Source organism: Pseudomaricurvus sp. HS19 (assembly GCF_009857815.1).
Lineage (GTDB): Bacteria > Pseudomonadota > Gammaproteobacteria > Pseudomonadales > Cellvibrionaceae > Pseudomaricurvus.
In genome coordinates this window covers 14,089-30,085 of record NZ_WVVW01000008.1, presented here as the reverse complement: position 1 = coordinate 30,085, position 15,997 = coordinate 14,089, and the positions used below count along the sequence as shown (strand labels likewise).

Genomic DNA, 15,997 nt, shown 5'->3' with positions numbered 1-15,997 from the left:
GATCGCGCGGGGGACCGCGCTCCTACGCCGTAGGAGCCCGGTCCTCCGGGCGATCTTTTGGTCCGCGGCTAACGTGTGCGACTAACCGCACTCACAAACAGGCTGTTGGGCGCGCGCCAGTCCATGCGCACGCGGCGATGGGCGATCAGCCACTCATCACCCTGCTTGCGGAACTCATCCAGGTAGTAGCCGCCGTGATCGGCACCGATATCGGTGTAGGCGGTCCAGTAGGTGCGGGCGCGGGCGCTGTCCGGCCCGGTCAGTTCAATATCGCAGGTAGCGAGGTGATGCCGCACAAACGTCGCTTTTGGTGATTGGTCAGCGGACGGTTCCAGCCAGCGCTGCAACCAGCCGCCGATGGCCTCGCGCCCCTCAAAATAAAAACTGTCGGCGTCACTCACACCCTCCGACTGCAAGATGCCATCGGCCGTAAACACCGCGCGAAACTCTTCCACCTTCAGGCGATCACCGGCGGTGGTATAACGGGCCATGGTGCGTCGAATAGATTCTCTGGCCAGCAGCTCATCCAGGGTCATGGTGAATCTCCGATAGAAAACTCAGGGCAGGTAACGATCCCACTGCCAGGGAATCACAGTGTAAAACGGCGCCGCCAGTTGTGGAATCGCAGCGGACGTTTGCCAGCGCCGTTGCAGCACCGGCGTTATTTTCTCCGCCACCCGCAGCGGGTCATCATCCAGGAAGCAGAGCGTGATGCGCTGTCCCTCGGAGGCAGTGGCAAACGGATGCGATTGCGCGGTGGCCGACCAGGTACCAGCCACACCGTCCACCGCCAGTAAGTCATCGTTAGCAACCGCTTCACCCTGCTCAATCAGCAGGTAGACTCCCTGTACCGGCAGCCATGGCAGCACATCACAACCGGCTTTGGCGCGGGGCGCGGCCGCACGTTCTGACACGTTATACACGCCACGCTCCAGCGGGTTAAGAATAAACGGCGAGCGACCGGCATCGCGCAGCCCATCGGAGAGCGCATTGAATTCATCCAGCCCATCAACGCTGCGGAAAAAATAGATCATCACATGATCTGTGTCCCGCAGCTGTTCACTCTGCGCGGCACGTGCGTCGCGGCAGGCCGGGGTCGATACCACACGCAACGTACTGCGAATACTCTGCAACCGCATCTGCTCCGTGCGATGGTCAAGGCTGTGCCAGCGCAGGTATTCGGCGTCGGCACCTTCGGGGTGCTTCTCTGCCATGGAGATAAACAGCGCGCCCACATCGCTGCGACCGGTGGCGAGTATCTCCGGCACCTGATCCGAAGGCGTGCCGGGCAAGTCCATGACCTGAGCCGCCATCACTCGCCCTCCTTCAACACCAATTCCGGATGCAGTGCCTGTACCATGCGTCGCATGCCTTCGCGCCAGGGTACCCGGGTTTTACCCAGCACGTCATGCATCAGCGTGGTATCGGGCCACAGCGGTGTATGGGCATCCGGCGTGTATTCAAACACCGGCTCTATGCCCACCAGGGAGCCGAGGTAGTTGCAGTAATCCTCGATGCTTACGGTTTCGCTGCCGGACCAGTTGACCGTCAGCGCCGGTACCCGCGCGGCTTCCATGGCGCGAATGCCCTGCACCACATAGTCGTCTTCATAGATGGGGTTGTAGTTGTTGGGTGCATCCGGGTGCAGGCGAATGGGCTTGCCCTGCAGGATGGCGTTGAAGCGATCCGCCGGCGCGCCACCCAGGGGACCGTAGGTGGAGCAGACACGGATAATGGTGAGCGGGATGCTGAAGTGACCCGCGACCCACTTGAGCACTTCCTCTGCAGCAATTTTGGAGAAACTGTAGTTAGCCCGCAGTGGCACACCCGGCGGATCCTGCTCGGTCAGCGGCCGCTGCCCCTGATAACCGTACACCGAGCCTGTAGAACAGAATACAAAGCCCCTGGCCTTGCGACAGTGGTAGAGCAAATCACCGGAGTTGTGGGCGTTGGTGCTGACACAACTGTTCCAGTCACCCAGACCGGGATCGACGGCGGCGTGAAACACGTAGGAGAAATCGTCCGGCAACATGGAGAAGTCGCCACTGGCCAGGTCTACAGCTACCGGGGTAATACCGGCGGCCTGTAACCTCTCCCGGTCGCCCGGCTTTTGCAGTCGGGCAGCGCCCCACACCTCATTGTTGGCGGCCAGCTCTCTGGCAATGGGAAAGGCAATCTTGCCGGTGGCGCCTGTTATTAGAATTTTTTCGCCTTGCAGCACAACACACTCCTTGATTGGGTGGTACTGCGGTAAAAACTTACACGGCTAAGTGATCAGGTGTCCAGTTAAGGAGTGCAAGTGGCGAACAGAGCGGGAAACTCCAGCCTGCCATAAATGGCGGCCCGAAAATAACTGTGCCGCCCGAAGGCGGCACAGACAGGGTTGAAACGGCTCAAGCGCACAGAGCCGTTTCTTGCTGTTTTGGTTGACGGCTTTAGCAGTGACAGCCCCGATCAGCTTTGCAGCGCCGGTGCGATACTGTGAATGGCACCGTCCTTCATGATCATCACCAGCTTCTCATGCTGGGTCAGCACCCCCAGATCCTGCAGCGGGTTGCCGTCCACCAGCAGAATGTCCGCCAGCTGGCCGGCCTTGATGGTGCCGAGATCGCCCTGCGGACGCATGGCCAGGCCGCCGTTGCGGGTGGCGCACACCAGTGCTTCCGCAGGGGTATAGCCGTAGTAATCCACAAAGCACTGCAGGTCGCGGGCCTGCAAGCCGTGCATGTTCCACTGGAAGCCGTAGTCACCGCCAATCAGGTGACGGATGCCACGCTTGCGCAGTTCAGAGTGAGTCTTGCAGGACTCCTCAATCAGCGCCGGGATACCCATGGCTTCCACCACTGGCTTGGGCAGCCAGGGCTCACCGTGATGCAGCATGTGGTAGAACAGGCCGACGGTCGGGGCGACAAAGACGCGGTCTTTAACCTCTTCCAGCATATCGAGGGTTTTCTCGTCGCTGTATTCGGCGTGGTAGATCATGTCGACGCCGGCGATGACACAGTTCTGGATGGATTCGATGGAACGGGCGTGAGCGTTGACCATCTTGCCGAAGCTGTGGGCGATGCGCACCGCCATCTGCATCTCTTCCAGGGACATGGGTGTGGCGTGCGCCGGTGTCGCCGGGTAGAAAGGATCGCCGGAGGCATCCAGCTTGATGTTATCGCAACCCTCGCGGCAGGCGATGCGTACCGCTTTGCGCATCTCTTCCGGACCATCCACTACCATGGCGGGTGATTCCGAACCACGGGGATTGTGCAGGCGGCTCTCGTCGCCCAGACCACCGGTGACGGTGATTTCCAGTGAGCCAGCGCGTACGCGCGGCCCCGGCAGGCGGCCGGCATTAATCTCATCACGTACCGCCACACCCAGGCGCAGCTTGGCTTCGGAGGCGCCATAGGCGCTGGTGAAACCGGCATCCAGCAACTTTTTAGCCACCCGGGCGGTAAGGTAAGCATGGGCTTCCGGTGTGGGTGCGATCAGGTCTTCTGTACAGGTGAAACCGTCAAACGAGAGGTGCGCGTGGCCCTCGGTCATGCCTGGCATCAGGAATTTGCCGGCGGCGTCGATAGTTTGATCGGCAGACACACTGGCCTGCCCGGCGGGGGTTACCGATTCAATGGTGTTGTTGGCGATCAGTACGTCGCCAGCGAAAGGCTCGGCGCCGGTACCATCAAATACCTGGGCGTTTTTTATCAGAATAGTAGTCACAGCCGGGTTCCTTGCGGTAGTTGAACGGGTCTGTTTGAGCGAGTCAGTGTCAAATCAGGGAATCACGGTTATCCCATCTTGACCTGCCATCTTAAGGTTACCCCGCCAGCGGCAAAATGACTGACGGGGCAACCGGGGTTGCCTCTGCCGGTTCAGCCAGCGCTTTTCTCTGCAGGCTGTGCCGGAGGCGCGAAATCCATATGCAGGCGGGTGAGGCGCTGTTTCGCCATTTTCCACTCACCGTCGCGGCGCACCCAAGTCTCGTGATAATGACCATAGCCCACCAGCGACGGTTTTTCCGGGCCCCACAGCACCCGATCCTGCATGGCCCAGATAACGTCCGCTTCGTCGCCACGCAGGCTCAGCTCCAGGTTGTGCACCTGATGGGCCGTGGTGGCCTCACCAATGGAGCCGCGCACCATGGCCAACGCCTTGTCACGCCCCTGAATTACCGGCATATCCGGCGCCGAGCCGGAAACATCCATCTCCAGCTCCGGCAGCATCAGGTTGGCCAACGCCTCCCACTCCTTGCTATCGAGATAGCGGCAGTAACGGGCTTTGGCCTCGGACAGCTCCATCCAGGCCTGCAATTTTTCCGGGGTAGTCATCTCATCTCTCCTGAGTAACGAATATGGCAAATCGGGGATAGTGCTCAGGTAACGCCTCAGGTCACGGAAAAACCGCCATCAACCGCCAGCACCTGATTGGTCACCCGCTGTGCCGCCGGCGACGCGAAGTAGAGCACTGCTGCCGCGATATCCTCTCCCTGACACATACCCAGGGGCACGGCTCGGCGCGCTGGTCCATCCGGTACCGGACCGGTGGCAGCTATTGCCCCGGGCGTGGCAACACCACCGGGCAGAACGGTGTTGACGGTAATGCCGTGCTGCGCCAGCTCAAAGGCGGTGGCCTGACTGAGCCCCAGCAGTGCCGCCTTGGAGCCGGTATAGGCCACCAGGCCGTGGACGATGCTGCCCTGCAGGGCCGCGGATGCGATATTCACAATGCGGCCGGGCTGCTGCCGCTGGATCATGGCCCGGGCCAGCTCACGACTGAGCAGGTAAGGACCGCGGGCATTCACCGCATTCATGCGATCCCACTCCTCGGCTGTGGCGTCCACGAAGCTCTGGCGATCCTGCAGGCCGGCGTTGTTCACCAGCAACCAGGGGAGACCGTAACGGGCCACTACGGCCGCGCAGACTTCCACGATCTGGGCTTCGCTGCTGACATCCAGCGCGACGGACTCGGCCTGATACCCCTGCTGCTGCAACTCATCAGCCCGGGCAGCAGCGGCTGCACCATTGAGATCGGCAATGATTACCCGCGCACCGGCCTGTGCCAGCTGTGCCGCAATGGCAGCACCAATGCCGGACGCGGCACCGGTCACCAGAGCCACGCGGCCACCAAGGGAAAACGGATTGAAAGGAACTGAAACGCTGTTCATGAGGGTTGCCTGTGTATTTATTGTTGTTTTGGTTCGGCAGCTGGCGGGGGCAGAGGGTTATCGACTCAGCAGGTCTACCTCTTTCAGCTGACGCACGCGCTCGCCGCGGAAGCGCTCCACGATGGTACCAATATCGGCCCCCGGATCCACGCTGTTGCGGAACACCAGCGGCCCGACGATGGCACTGGTGAGCAGGATGACACTGAACACTTCCGGATCAATGGCGTCTTCGCCAGTGCGACTCCCGGTACTCTGGGCAATCCCATTTACCAGCGCGTCCCAATGAGGATAACTGTTACGCACATCGCCGCCGGTGATCAACTCCTCAATCCACAACTTCACTACGTCGGGATTTTCCAGCACAAAGCGGGTGATGTAGTCGATGCGCTCCCGCTGCGGCCGGGAGTCGTCAAACGCCTCCGCCAGTTTCTCCGCCGACCACACCTTGACCTCATTGATGAGTGCGTCACGGCTTTCGAAGTGGTAGTAGAAAGTGGTGCGGTTCATGCCCATTTCGCGGGTGACAGCGGCAATGGATAACGCCTCCAGACCCTTCTCGGAGATCAACCGTACCGCCGTCTCGATCATGGCGAGATGGGTCTCTTCAAAGCATTTATGACGTTTCTGTGCTGCCGGTTTATCCGCTTTCATCAACTTCTGCCGCACGGCCCTGGTAACCCTGAGCGGCACCACCGGGCTGTATAAAGTGGCGCCAAAGCGCTGAACGTTACCGCAGACTGCCGGGCGAGACAACTTACGCCCGCCAGGTTTACGAACCCCGGCCAGACTCCCTCACCACCCCTCAGTGACGGACTATTTTCGTCAACCTCGGACCTTGAAAGCGGTTTACTGCAGGCTACCCACGAAGATCACCAGCCCGACACATCTGCCCTTCCGCAGCCCCTGCCTATCCAGCTGCATTCAATTTGCCACTTTGAAATCTGGAGATCACGTGGCTTAATAACGTCACATTATATAAAATCAACATTCTTATACTATTAATTGCATCAACACGGAAAAGAGGCCAGAACGGGCTTCTACAGCAAAGGACAGCCAGTTTTGAAGTACAGACCCGAAATCGACGGACTGCGAGCTATCGCGGTCGTGAGCGTCATCATTTATCACGCCGAAATCATATTCCGTGGTGACGCCCTCCTGCGGGGCGGCTTTTTAGGTGTCGACATCTTTTTTGTTATCAGTGGCTACCTGATTGGCAGCAACCTGCTCAAGCAGATGCAGACCAACGGCACCATCGATCTGCGCGGCTTCTATGAACGGCGTGCCCGGCGTATATTGCCTGCCCTGTTTGCCATGATCCTCTTTACCGTGCCGTTGGCCTGGATCACGCTGCTACCGAACGACTTTACCGAGTACGCCAACAGCATACTGGCTGGCCTGCTGTTTGTGCCCAACTTTTTCTTTTATGAAACTGCTATCGAATACGGCGCGGAAAGTGCGCTTCTGAAACCCCTGTTGCACCTGTGGAGCCTGGGTATTGAAGAGCAGTTCTATCTGTTTTTCCCACTGTTGATTGTCGTGCTGTATCGCTTTTCCAGAAAAATAGTACTGCCATCAATATTGGCATTGACTGCTATCAGTTTTCTTCTTGCCCAACACACCACCACTGAAAATCAGCCACTAAGTTTCTATATTCCGTGGTTTCGATTTTGGGAGATTCTGATAGGTACTGGCCTGGCCTATGTCGAAATTCACCATCAGGGGTTTCAAAGCAAAAGCGCCCAAAGATCGCTGCCTGTCCTGGGCCTGCTGTTGATCATCAGTTCCATGGTGCTATTCACCTTCAACAGCGGGCATCCTGGAGCTGTCACACTACTGCCAGTATTGGGTGTTACCCTTATTATCCTCTACAGTTCGACATCGGACCCAATCGGCAAACTTCTGAGTTCGAGGCCTTTCGTGCAAGTCGGGCTCGTCTCTTATTCGGCATATCTGTATCACTATCCACTGTTGGCATTTTACCGCATTGCCAACGGTGAACCAGGGACTTGGCACAAGGCGCTTTTGATCGCACTGACATTTTTGCTGGCGGCTTGCTCCTATCGACTTATTGAGAAGCCTTACAGAAACCCACTGACAGTATCAAAAAAAGCCCTGGCTTCGTCAGCAGCCGCCTTCTCCTTAGTATTGATAGTATTCTGCTCAGGAGCTCGTTTCACAGATGGTTACCTGCTACGCCTATCCGCCATACAGCAGCAGGCCTATCAGGATTTTTCCACCACAGAATATGGTGCCTTCAACCATCCTGACAGTCACCAAGGCAGACGCGCCGATACCGGCGAAATGACCATCAATTGCTACAAAAGAATCCCTGCTGAAGCCTGCAACATGGGTAACAGCAGGGTGGTACTCCTGGGGGATAGCTATGTCGGACACTATCAACGATCCATCTATGATCAACTACAAGATTACAAAGAAGGACTTGTAATCTATTCCCATGGAGTATGTCCGTTTCTTAGCCAGCCAATTTGGCTGGGGCATGCGTCGATATGCCCGGAAATAAATGCTCAAAGAAAGAACATTATTGAAAACCTGCAGGATAAAAGAATTTTTATAGTTAGCGCCAATGAACTGTACTTTAAAAAAGCACACTCATTAAACTCCGAAAGCGCAACCAGCGCCACTCCGCCATCGGAGAGCGAGGCCTGGGACGCCTATCTGAACGCTATTAATTGGCTCTTGGAAAAAGGCCATAAAGTAATTGTCGTACGCACCCTTCCAACGCCAACCATCGATGGCAAGCATTGGCTTGCTCGCCACATTGGCGAGCTGGAGCAATACCCTACGATCTACAACAACACCAGCGCTGATGACCTGTTGGCTCTGGATAATACCCGCTATCCGATAACCAACGACAATCTGATTTATATCGATCCAGCCACCATTCTTTGCCCGGAAGAAACAAGTGGCTCCAGGAGCTGTATTGATATTTCCCCTACCCTGGGCCCGGTGTACAACAGAGGCCGCCATCTAAGCCGGAAGGCTGCAGCCGCCATTATGGTCGAGGCCTTGAGTCAGGCGGAAAGCAAAGGCTGGATTCACAGGAATCCAAACCATTCAGAACAAATAGTCTCCACCCCATAATCAAAAAAGGCCCACACTGTCCCCAGTGTGGGCCTTTCTCTTTACTTCAACAGTAGAGGGCTCAGCAGCCCTCAGGCTCCACATCGTAACGGCTGGAGTAACGCTCGAACGCATCGCGCACCTGGCTCTCGTCCAGACCGTACTGGGAGAGTTTGTACTCGTGCTTGCCGAACTTGTTCTGCGGGTTGTCGTCCAGCCAATCCTGCATGCCCTGCTGCGCTTCAGCGGTGAAGTCGTCACCCAGGCCGGCGTAGAGCTTGCGCATGGCGGAGATTGGATCGTTCATCAGGTCGGCGTAGTGCACGTCGATAACGCGGTCTTCGCCGAACTTGTCGCGGAAGTCCATAACACGATTGGCGTGCTCAACCGCTTGATAGAGGCAGTTCTGGCCGATGTACTCTGCATCCACCGGACCGACGGAACCGTGGCCCTGGGAGATGATGCCGCAGAAAGAGCCGGTAGCGGTCAGAGGGTCGCGGTGGGTCAGCACCAGGCGCGCATCCGGATACACCTTCAGCAGGGTCTCCAGGAACAGGGAGTGCGATGGCATCTTCAGGTTCCAGGTGCCGGTGGTGTGGTGCTGCAGCACCTGCAGGTAGCGCTTGTGGTATTCATAAGCACTGGTCATGTCGGTGGAGAGCAGCCAGTCGCGGTAGTTGGCGCACTTGCCACGGGATTCCCACATCAGGGTCTTGAAGTCGTGCGCCATGATGTACACGTCTTCGTTGGGGTAGATGGCAGAGCTGCGGTAGTACTTGCCCATTTCGGGCATGGCCGCCAGCATTTTGGCTTCCATCTCCAGACGGGCAACCGCGCGGGGGTCGGTGGTCAGGGTGGCGTCGGTGGCTGGCGGAACGGGATCGTCGATCTCCCAGGTCAGTGGTGAACGGCGGGCCGGATCGGTGGCCAGCAGGTTGCTGAGCAGGGTGGTACCGGTGCGGGGTACACCGAAGACAAACACCGGCTTCTCGATGGGGCGCTGCAGCAGCTCGGGGTTCTTTTCCAGGTAGTCGGTGGTTTTCAGGCGGTTGGCCAACGACATCACCATGGAACCCTGCAGACGCTCATTGGCGGAAGCGCCACTGGCGTTGTAGTCGGACAACAGGATGTCCAGGCCTTCGCGGAAGCTGTCGCTGTCGAATTTTTCCAGACCGGTGGCGGCCTGCGCCTTGGCGATCAACTCATCGGCAGTCACTGTTTGTGTCATACCCGTAACCTCTCAATCTCTGTATTCACTGTATGGTTGGCAGCATCAGCTTCCACCACGGGGAAGCCCGCTCACTCTGGCCGCCTATCGTGGAGGTTGCCAGCGACGCTGGCAACGCTGTTTGACTTCGAAAACCGGCCACTATGTCCTTGGGCGGTCACGATTCCGTGGGCCCGGATAATGCCGGTGAAGCGCCCTCAGATAAGACCGCTGAAGCTTCCTAGATAAGACCGCTGAAGCTCTCTCGCGGCCAGGCCTCGCAACCCAATGCCCGGTACTCCTCGTCGTCCCAGAAGTCCTTGGTCAGGGCGTACCAGAACAGCTGCGTGTAGAGCTCGCAGCGCTCGCGGGTCGATGCAATCTTCGGATCGTCGCGCAGGCGCTGCTTGAGCTCAGCCACGGTCAGGCGGTCTACCGCCATCCCCAGGCCTTTACCCGGCAGGTCCAGCAGCATTTTGTTGGCACCCTCAGCCTGCCAGGGCTGCCACTCGGGCAGGCTGGTATCGCCACCCTGCCCCGGCTTGCCGGTACGGGCAAATTCCGCCCAATAGCCCCGCATCAGGTTACCCAACACCTCGTAGTCATTCTCATCCTGCGCCTGGGCGTAGGTAGGCAAGCTGGAGACCGCATCGGTGCCCAGCAGGAACACCACATCGTTGCCGTGGGCAGAGCCAAACAGTTCGGACATATCCACGCCGTGGGCGCCCTTCTGTCGCGCCCAGTCGAGGCGGTAAGTAAAGATCTCGCCAGGCTGCGACGCCGCCAGCACTGACGCGGGCTCATTCACCCCTGTCACCCGCCACTGGTCGGAAAAGTAGCCGGTCAGACGATTATAGTCGTCAGCGTCCTTAATGATGGGGAAATAGCCCAAGAACTGGCCGAGAAAGCCGAAGCGTTTGTCAGCAAAACGGTCCAGCTGCCAGAGGAAGAATTTGTACTCGTTAAGGTTACTGCCAACGATTACCGGCACGGCGTTGTAGTCGGCCGGATCGGCAAAAAGCTCCAGCAAAGGCTTGTCCGGCAGCACCAGACCGTCGCGAACATTGCTGTAGGTCTGGTAGCCCAACAGGTTGCGCAGCTCGGCGTTACCCAACAGCTCTTTCGGTGATTTTCCCCGCAGCCAGCTCACCAGTTCGCTGTCGCTCATACCATTTTGCACGGTCTTGGCGGCGGCGCGGTCAGCGGCACGGCCATCCGCTATCAGCAGGCGATTGATGAACTCCCGCGAGCTGTAGGGCAAACCGGGATCCGCATCGTCGAGGTAGTGCTCCGCCTGGGACAGCGGCACCGTCTGTATATTGCCACTCTGTACAATGGCCTTGTGGAACAACCCCTTCGCCAGGGGCGAGGCCAGCAGCGCCACGGTATTCATGCCACCGGCGCTCTCACCAAAAATGGTGACATTATCAGGGTTGCCGCCAAAGGCACGGATGTTTTTCTGCACCCATTGCAGTGCCATGACCATATCCTGCACGGCAAAGTTGCCGGAGCCGTCCAGCGGGGTTGGCGCCTGACTGCGCAGCGCCGGATGGCTGAACCAGCCCAGCAGGCCAAGACGATACTGCAGCGCCACCACAATCACGTCCTCGCGCCCAGCCAGTCGAAACTGCTTGAAGGCGCCACTCATGCCCATGGTATTGGCACCACCGTGGATATAGACCATCACCGGCCGGTTACTGGTCCTGACCTGCCCGGCGCTCAGGCGCGGGCTCCAGACATCCAGATACAGACAATCTTCCGAGCCGATCACCGGGTGCACCGGCATCCAGTCAAAGGCCACTACCTGGGAGCACATGGCGCCGTGTTCCAGCGCCTCGCGGGTCCCCTCCCAGCTGGCCACCGGGCGTGGCGCCTGCCAGCGCAGCGTATCCACAGGCGGGGCCGCGAAGGGAATACCCTTCCAGGCGTAAGTGTTTTCCTGGTCCTCAAAACCCACCACGGCACCACTTTGCAGTTGACGCAGGGTAGCGGGATCGGCGGACGGAGCGGAGACGTGACGATAGATCAGCAGGCCAGCCACAAGGGCCAGCAGTAGCAGAGCAGCTTTTTTCATAGGATGAGCGTTTTTATGGATTGTTATTATCAGAAAGGCGCTCAATTGAGCGCCTGATTTATGTTTATCGCTATTAAATTAAATCAATCATCCGCAAAACAACAGCCAGGATTCCGGTCTTGAGCGACCAGCCCGGCTCAGTGCCCGGCTCGGTGCAGGCGCTCGCGATACTGACCGGGGCTTTCGCCGGTGGCTCGACGGTAGGCGTAGCAAAAGCTGGAAGGCGAGGCGAAACCGAGGGTGTAGGCGATGGCCTTGACGCTGGTGTCGGTGGCCAGCAGGCGGCGGGCCTGTTCAATGCGGTTGTTGGCCACATAGTCGCCAATGGAGCAGTCACGACTGGTGCGGAAACCCCGGGTCAGCTGGCGTACCGAGAGGCCGCACAGCTCCGCCAGCTCCGCCAGCGACGGCGCTTCACGTACCTCCTGCAGGCGCTCTTCGATCAGGCGCAGGCGCCAGGCCGAAAGGCCACCGCTGGCGGCACGCTCCTTGATATTGACGCAGTAGCGGCTCAGCTCAATGGCGATCTGGGCAACAATCAGCTCCACCATGGTCTGGGAGGCAAATCCCGGGTGACGCAGCTCTTCCGCCAGGCGCAGCATGAGGGAGTGGATGCTGCTCTCCGGGATATCGAGACAGGCCTTGAGGCGCTGGTCGGTCCAGTGCAGGTCATCGTCAAACCACTCGCGCAGCCCCTCGGGATTGAGGTGACAGAGGATGGAAGACTGGGTAGAACAGCCGTCGCTGCGGGCGTGCAGGGCTTCGCCGGCGGGCAACATAAAGATATTACCGAGGCGCTCGAAACGCTCGGGGCCCCAGCGATCGCTGTAGCAGCCACGGGCATTGTGCGGGCGCGGGGTCAGGCAGAGGTCGAGCCAGTAGGACTGGGGCGCCTGCATGGTGCGGTCGATGGGCGACTTCATATCGAATCGCACCACCTGTGCGGTAGCGACCGGGACGCTCAGCTCGGCATCCACTTTCATCAGGTCATTGGCAGCGTATTGCATATGATTATTCTCCCCGGCATTTGAGCCGGTGACGCAGATTGGCGACATTATAACCAGTCCGCCCCATGTCGAGAACCGGACTTACTGTTCCTTAACACTCTCCCATGGCCAGTCCTGCGTATAGCGGCCCGTGATCGACACCGATGGCAGTTGAGAGGCCAGCAGGGCTGAAACACACTATGCTTTGGTTCTTTACCCCCGCTTTCAGCGTAGAGTGGGGCGCTAATACATTTGAAAAGCGATAACGAGGCCGGATTGCGGCCCAGCGAGGAGAAAATCATGTCCAAAGGTTTGTTTGATCTGACCGGTAAAGTTGCCCTGATCACCGGCGGTAACGGTGGTATTGGTCTGGGCTTTGCCAAGGGTATTGCCAAGCAGGGCGGCAGCATCGCCATCTGGGCCCGCAACGCCGAGAAAAACGCCGCCGCCAAGGCCGAGCTGGAAGCCGCCGGCGCCGCCAAGGTCATCACCTATCAGGTCGACGTCTCCTCCGAGGCCAACATCATCGAAGGCTACAAGCAGCTGATGGCCGACTTCGGTCGCCTGGACTGCGTGTTCGCCAACTCCGGCGGTGCCCCGGGCTTCAACTCCGTGTTCGATATGCCCACCGAGAAGTGGCACGAGTTCCTGGACGTAGCCCTGCACGGCGCCTTCTTCACCCTGCGTGAAGGCGCCCGCATCATGGTAGAACGCGCCAAGGCCGGTGAGCCCGGTGGCAGCCTGGTGGCCTGCGGCAGCCTCTCCCTGTTCAAAGGCCTGGCCGGCAAGCAGAACTACTCTGCCTCCAAAGCCGCCATCGCTGCAGTAATCCGCTGCATGGCGGTTGAATTCGGTGAGTTCGGCATCCGCGCCAACGTGGTGGCCCCCGGCCTGATCATGACCCCGATGATGGGTGGCGACGACCGTATTGCCGCCATGGCAGAAATGATGGGTCCACAGCAGCCGCTGAAGCGTGTTGGCTACCCCGAAGATTTCGAAGGCATCGGCGCCTACCTGTGCAGTGACGCCTCCTCCTTCCTCACCGGTGAAACCATCACCATTGATGGCGGCGCCATGGTGAAGTAAGCCTCCTTACAACAATCGATAGCCTGCAGAGCCAAAGAGCCTACAAAGAGAGGAGCCCCTTATGCGCTTACTGAAAATTCACGGATCCGGCGACGTGCGTCTGGACACCTACGAGAGACCAGCCACCGGCCCCGACGATGTGGTCGTGAAAATGAAGAACTGCGGCATCTGTGGCAGTGACCTCTCCTACATCAAGATTGGCGGTATCCCCACCCCCGGCACCATTACGGCGCTGGGGCACGAGGGTGCCGGCGAGATTATGGAAGTGGGTACCAATGTGGAGGGCATCAAGGTGGGCGACGCAGTGATCGTCAACCCGATGATGACCCCCGGTAACATTGGCAGCGGCGGCCCGGAAGGCGCCTTTACCGAAGAGTTGCTGGTGCGGGAAGCCAAGCTGGGTGCCTCGATCCTGCCGATCCCCGCGGGTATCCCCTACGAGATCGCCGCCATGTGCGAGCCACTGGCCGTCGCCATGCACGGTGTGAACCGTGCGGAAGTGAAGGCCGGTGACAAGGTAGTGGTCTTCGGCTGTGGCCCCATCGGCCTCGGCATGGTGCTGTGGCTGGTGGATCGCGGCATCGACGTGGTGGCACTGGACCTGGCAGCAGAGCGCCGCGAGCGCGCCCTGGCGCTGGGTGCCCAGGCAGCCCTGGACCCTACCCAAATCAACCTGCGGGATGAACTTGCCAAACTGCACGGCGAAGTCCCCTCCTACGGCCGTGTGGGCGTGGGTACCGACGCCTTTATCGACGCCGCCGGCGCACCCAACATCCTCTCCGAGGTGGTACAGATCGCCAAGTTCCACTCCCGCATGGTGATTACCGCAGCCCACATGAAGCCCATCGAGTTTCCTGTCGGCCGCATGCTCACCAGTGAGATGACCATCACCACCGCCATGGGCTACCCCACCGAAATGCCGGATGTTATCGCCGCCATGCCGCGCCTGCAGGACAAGATCGCCAGTATGATCAGCCACCGCCTGCCACTGTCGCAGGTGATGGAAGGTCTGCAGATTGCCGCTACGCCGGAATCCTGCAAAGTGATGATTGAGATCGACGGAGAGTAAACTGTGAGTGCTGATAACAATAAAGAGACAGCCCTGAGCCCAGGCGAAGCCGATAAAAAGCCGCACCTTGCCTCACTGGTACAGGCCGGCGACCAGCAGACCGATGCCGTGGTGATCCACGACTACATCTATATGGCCAAGGATATTTCCAACGCCTACCTGGTCACCACCAACGCCGGTGATGTGCTCATCAACGCCGGTTTTATGGGCAGCGCCGAGCGCAACAAGGCCATCTTCGACAAGGTGCGCACCGGCCCGCTGGAGTACCTGGTACTGACCCAGGCCCACGCCGACCACTACGGTGGTGTGCCCCTGCTAAAAGAGAACGGCACAAAGATCGTGGCCGAGCGCCGCTTCGTGGATACCTGGCACTTCTTTGATCGCCTCGGTCCCTTCCTCAAGGGGCGCTCGGCCAAGATCTGGTCCAGCACCATCAAGGGCCGTGACAACCCGGTACCGGAAGTGATTCCGGATATCGCCGTGGATGAACAGTTCGCCTTTGAAGTGGGCGAGCGCCGCTTCGAGGTGATCTCCACCCCCGGCGGCGAAGCTCCGGACGCACTGGTGGTGTGGATGCCACGGGAGAAGGTGGTTTTTACCGGCAACCTGTTTGGCCCGGTGTTCATGTCCATGCCCAACCTCTGCACCCTGCGCGGCGACAAGCCCCGCTCGGCACGCCTGTGGCTGGAGTGCCTGGAAAAAGTTCGCGACCTCAACCCCGAGCTGCTGATCACCGGCCACGGCGATCCCATTGAGGGCGCCGCCAACATCCGCCAGAGCCTGGACAAGATGCACGCCGCCGTCAGCTACGTGCTGGAGCAGACCCTGGACGGCATGAACGCCGGCAAGGATGTGCACACCCTGATGCGCGAGATCCAGCTGCCTGAAGAGATCGCCATCGGCGAATTCCACGGCAAGGTGAACTGGGCCGTGCGTACCATCTGGGAGGAGCACGCGGGCTGGTTCCATATGGACTACACCACCTCCCTCTACGGCGTACCCCGCGCCAGCATCGACGCCGATCTGGTGGAGCTGGCCGGCGGTGCCGACGCACTGGCACAGCGGGCGCAGGCAAAACTGGCGGACAACCAACCGCTGGAAGCCCTGCACCTGGTGGAAGTGGCACTGGGTGCCGAGCCAACCAACAGTGCGGCACTGACGGTCAAAAAAGCGGTGATGGGCCTGTTGCTGAAAGCCTCCGGCGGTACCAACATGAGCGAAGTGATGTGGCTGAAAAACCAGCTTACGCTCACAGAGGCGGCGCTGGGCGAAGGTTAACTCCGCCCCCTGCTGTAGGAGCCCGGTCCCCCGGGCGAGCTCTTTTGACCTCCAATAACGT

14 protein-coding genes are annotated in these 15,997 nt (G+C 59.3%); 4 read left to right on the top strand and 10 right to left on the bottom strand.

Annotation, left to right across the window (positions count from 1 at the left end):
* Positions 1 to 68: 68 nt before the first annotated feature.
* The 7 genes from GSF27_RS12410 to GSF27_RS12380 all read right to left on the bottom strand — a co-directional run bounded on the left by GSF27_RS12410 (position 69) and on the right by GSF27_RS12380 (position 5,806).
* Positions 69 to 536, bottom strand: coding sequence for a nuclear transport factor 2 family protein (locus tag GSF27_RS12410; RefSeq protein WP_160969514.1), 468 nt, complete (start codon positions 534 to 536; stop codon positions 69 to 71).
* Positions 537 to 557: 21 nt separating this feature from the next.
* Positions 558 to 1,313 (bottom strand): hypothetical protein, encoded by a 756-nt coding sequence (locus GSF27_RS12405; RefSeq protein WP_202410433.1) that lies wholly within the window; start codon positions 1,311 to 1,313, stop codon positions 558 to 560.
* Positions 1,313 to 2,221, bottom strand: coding sequence for an NAD(P)-dependent oxidoreductase (locus tag GSF27_RS12400; RefSeq protein WP_160969512.1), 909 nt, complete (start codon positions 2,219 to 2,221; stop codon positions 1,313 to 1,315). The genes GSF27_RS12405 and GSF27_RS12400 overlap by 1 nt, the downstream gene beginning before the upstream one ends.
* Positions 2,222 to 2,454: 233 nt before the next feature.
* A complete protein-coding gene (locus GSF27_RS12395) occupies positions 2,455 to 3,711 on the bottom strand; it encodes an amidohydrolase family protein (protein ID WP_160969510.1) in 1,257 nt (418 codons plus the stop codon).
* A 152-nt stretch (positions 3,712 to 3,863) separates the two neighbouring features.
* The gene (locus GSF27_RS12390) at positions 3,864 to 4,319 is read right to left on the bottom strand and encodes a nuclear transport factor 2 family protein (RefSeq protein WP_160969508.1); all 456 of its coding nucleotides are present in this window, start codon (positions 4,317 to 4,319) and stop codon (positions 3,864 to 3,866) included.
* A gap of 56 nt (positions 4,320 to 4,375) precedes the next feature.
* Positions 4,376 to 5,155: an SDR family NAD(P)-dependent oxidoreductase gene (locus GSF27_RS12385; RefSeq protein ID WP_160969506.1), complete on the bottom strand. Its 780-nt coding sequence runs from the start codon at positions 5,153 to 5,155 to the stop codon at positions 4,376 to 4,378.
* A 57-nt stretch (positions 5,156 to 5,212) separates the two neighbouring features.
* Positions 5,213 to 5,806 carry a TetR/AcrR family transcriptional regulator gene (locus GSF27_RS12380; protein WP_160969504.1) on the bottom strand — a complete coding sequence of 198 codons (594 nt, stop codon included), beginning with the start codon at positions 5,804 to 5,806 and terminating at the stop codon, positions 5,213 to 5,215.
* Between the two features lie 408 nt (positions 5,807 to 6,214).
* On the opposite strand from GSF27_RS12380, the gene GSF27_RS12375 reads away from it, so the two are divergent.
* Positions 6,215 to 8,257, top strand: a complete 2,043-nt coding sequence (locus GSF27_RS12375; protein WP_160969502.1) for an acyltransferase family protein — start codon at positions 6,215 to 6,217, stop codon at positions 8,255 to 8,257.
* Positions 8,258 to 8,318: 61 nt separating this feature from the next.
* Here the strand turns inward: GSF27_RS12375 and GSF27_RS12370 are convergent, their stop codons facing one another.
* The 3 genes from GSF27_RS12370 to GSF27_RS12360 form a co-directional block, all read right to left on the bottom strand.
* Positions 8,319 to 9,464, bottom strand: a complete 1,146-nt coding sequence (locus GSF27_RS12370) for a sulfotransferase (RefSeq protein WP_160969500.1) — start codon at positions 9,462 to 9,464, stop codon at positions 8,319 to 8,321.
* A gap of 220 nt (positions 9,465 to 9,684) precedes the next feature.
* Positions 9,685 to 11,517 carry a carboxylesterase/lipase family protein gene (locus tag GSF27_RS12365; RefSeq protein ID WP_160969498.1) on the bottom strand — a complete coding sequence of 611 codons (1,833 nt, stop codon included), beginning with the start codon at positions 11,515 to 11,517 and terminating at the stop codon, positions 9,685 to 9,687.
* Positions 11,518 to 11,654: 137 nt separating this feature from the next.
* Entirely contained in the window at positions 11,655 to 12,524 is an 870-nt protein-coding gene (locus GSF27_RS12360; RefSeq protein ID WP_202410432.1) for a helix-turn-helix transcriptional regulator, read from the bottom strand.
* A 279-nt stretch (positions 12,525 to 12,803) separates the two neighbouring features.
* Here GSF27_RS12360 and GSF27_RS12355 point away from each other — a divergent pair, with 279 nt between their 5' ends.
* The 3 genes from GSF27_RS12355 to GSF27_RS12345 all read left to right on the top strand — a co-directional run bounded on the left by GSF27_RS12355 (position 12,804) and on the right by GSF27_RS12345 (position 15,936).
* Positions 12,804 to 13,589: an SDR family NAD(P)-dependent oxidoreductase gene (locus tag GSF27_RS12355; protein ID WP_160969496.1), complete on the top strand. Its 786-nt coding sequence runs from the start codon at positions 12,804 to 12,806 to the stop codon at positions 13,587 to 13,589.
* A 61-nt stretch (positions 13,590 to 13,650) separates the two neighbouring features.
* Positions 13,651 to 14,658, top strand: a complete 1,008-nt coding sequence (locus tag GSF27_RS12350) for a zinc-binding dehydrogenase (RefSeq protein WP_160969494.1) — start codon at positions 13,651 to 13,653, stop codon at positions 14,656 to 14,658.
* A gap of 3 nt (positions 14,659 to 14,661) precedes the next feature.
* Complete coding sequence (locus GSF27_RS12345; protein WP_202410431.1) at positions 14,662 to 15,936, top strand: MBL fold metallo-hydrolase; 1,275 nt, start codon at positions 14,662 to 14,664, stop codon at positions 15,934 to 15,936.
* Positions 15,937 to 15,997 lie beyond the last annotated feature (61 nt).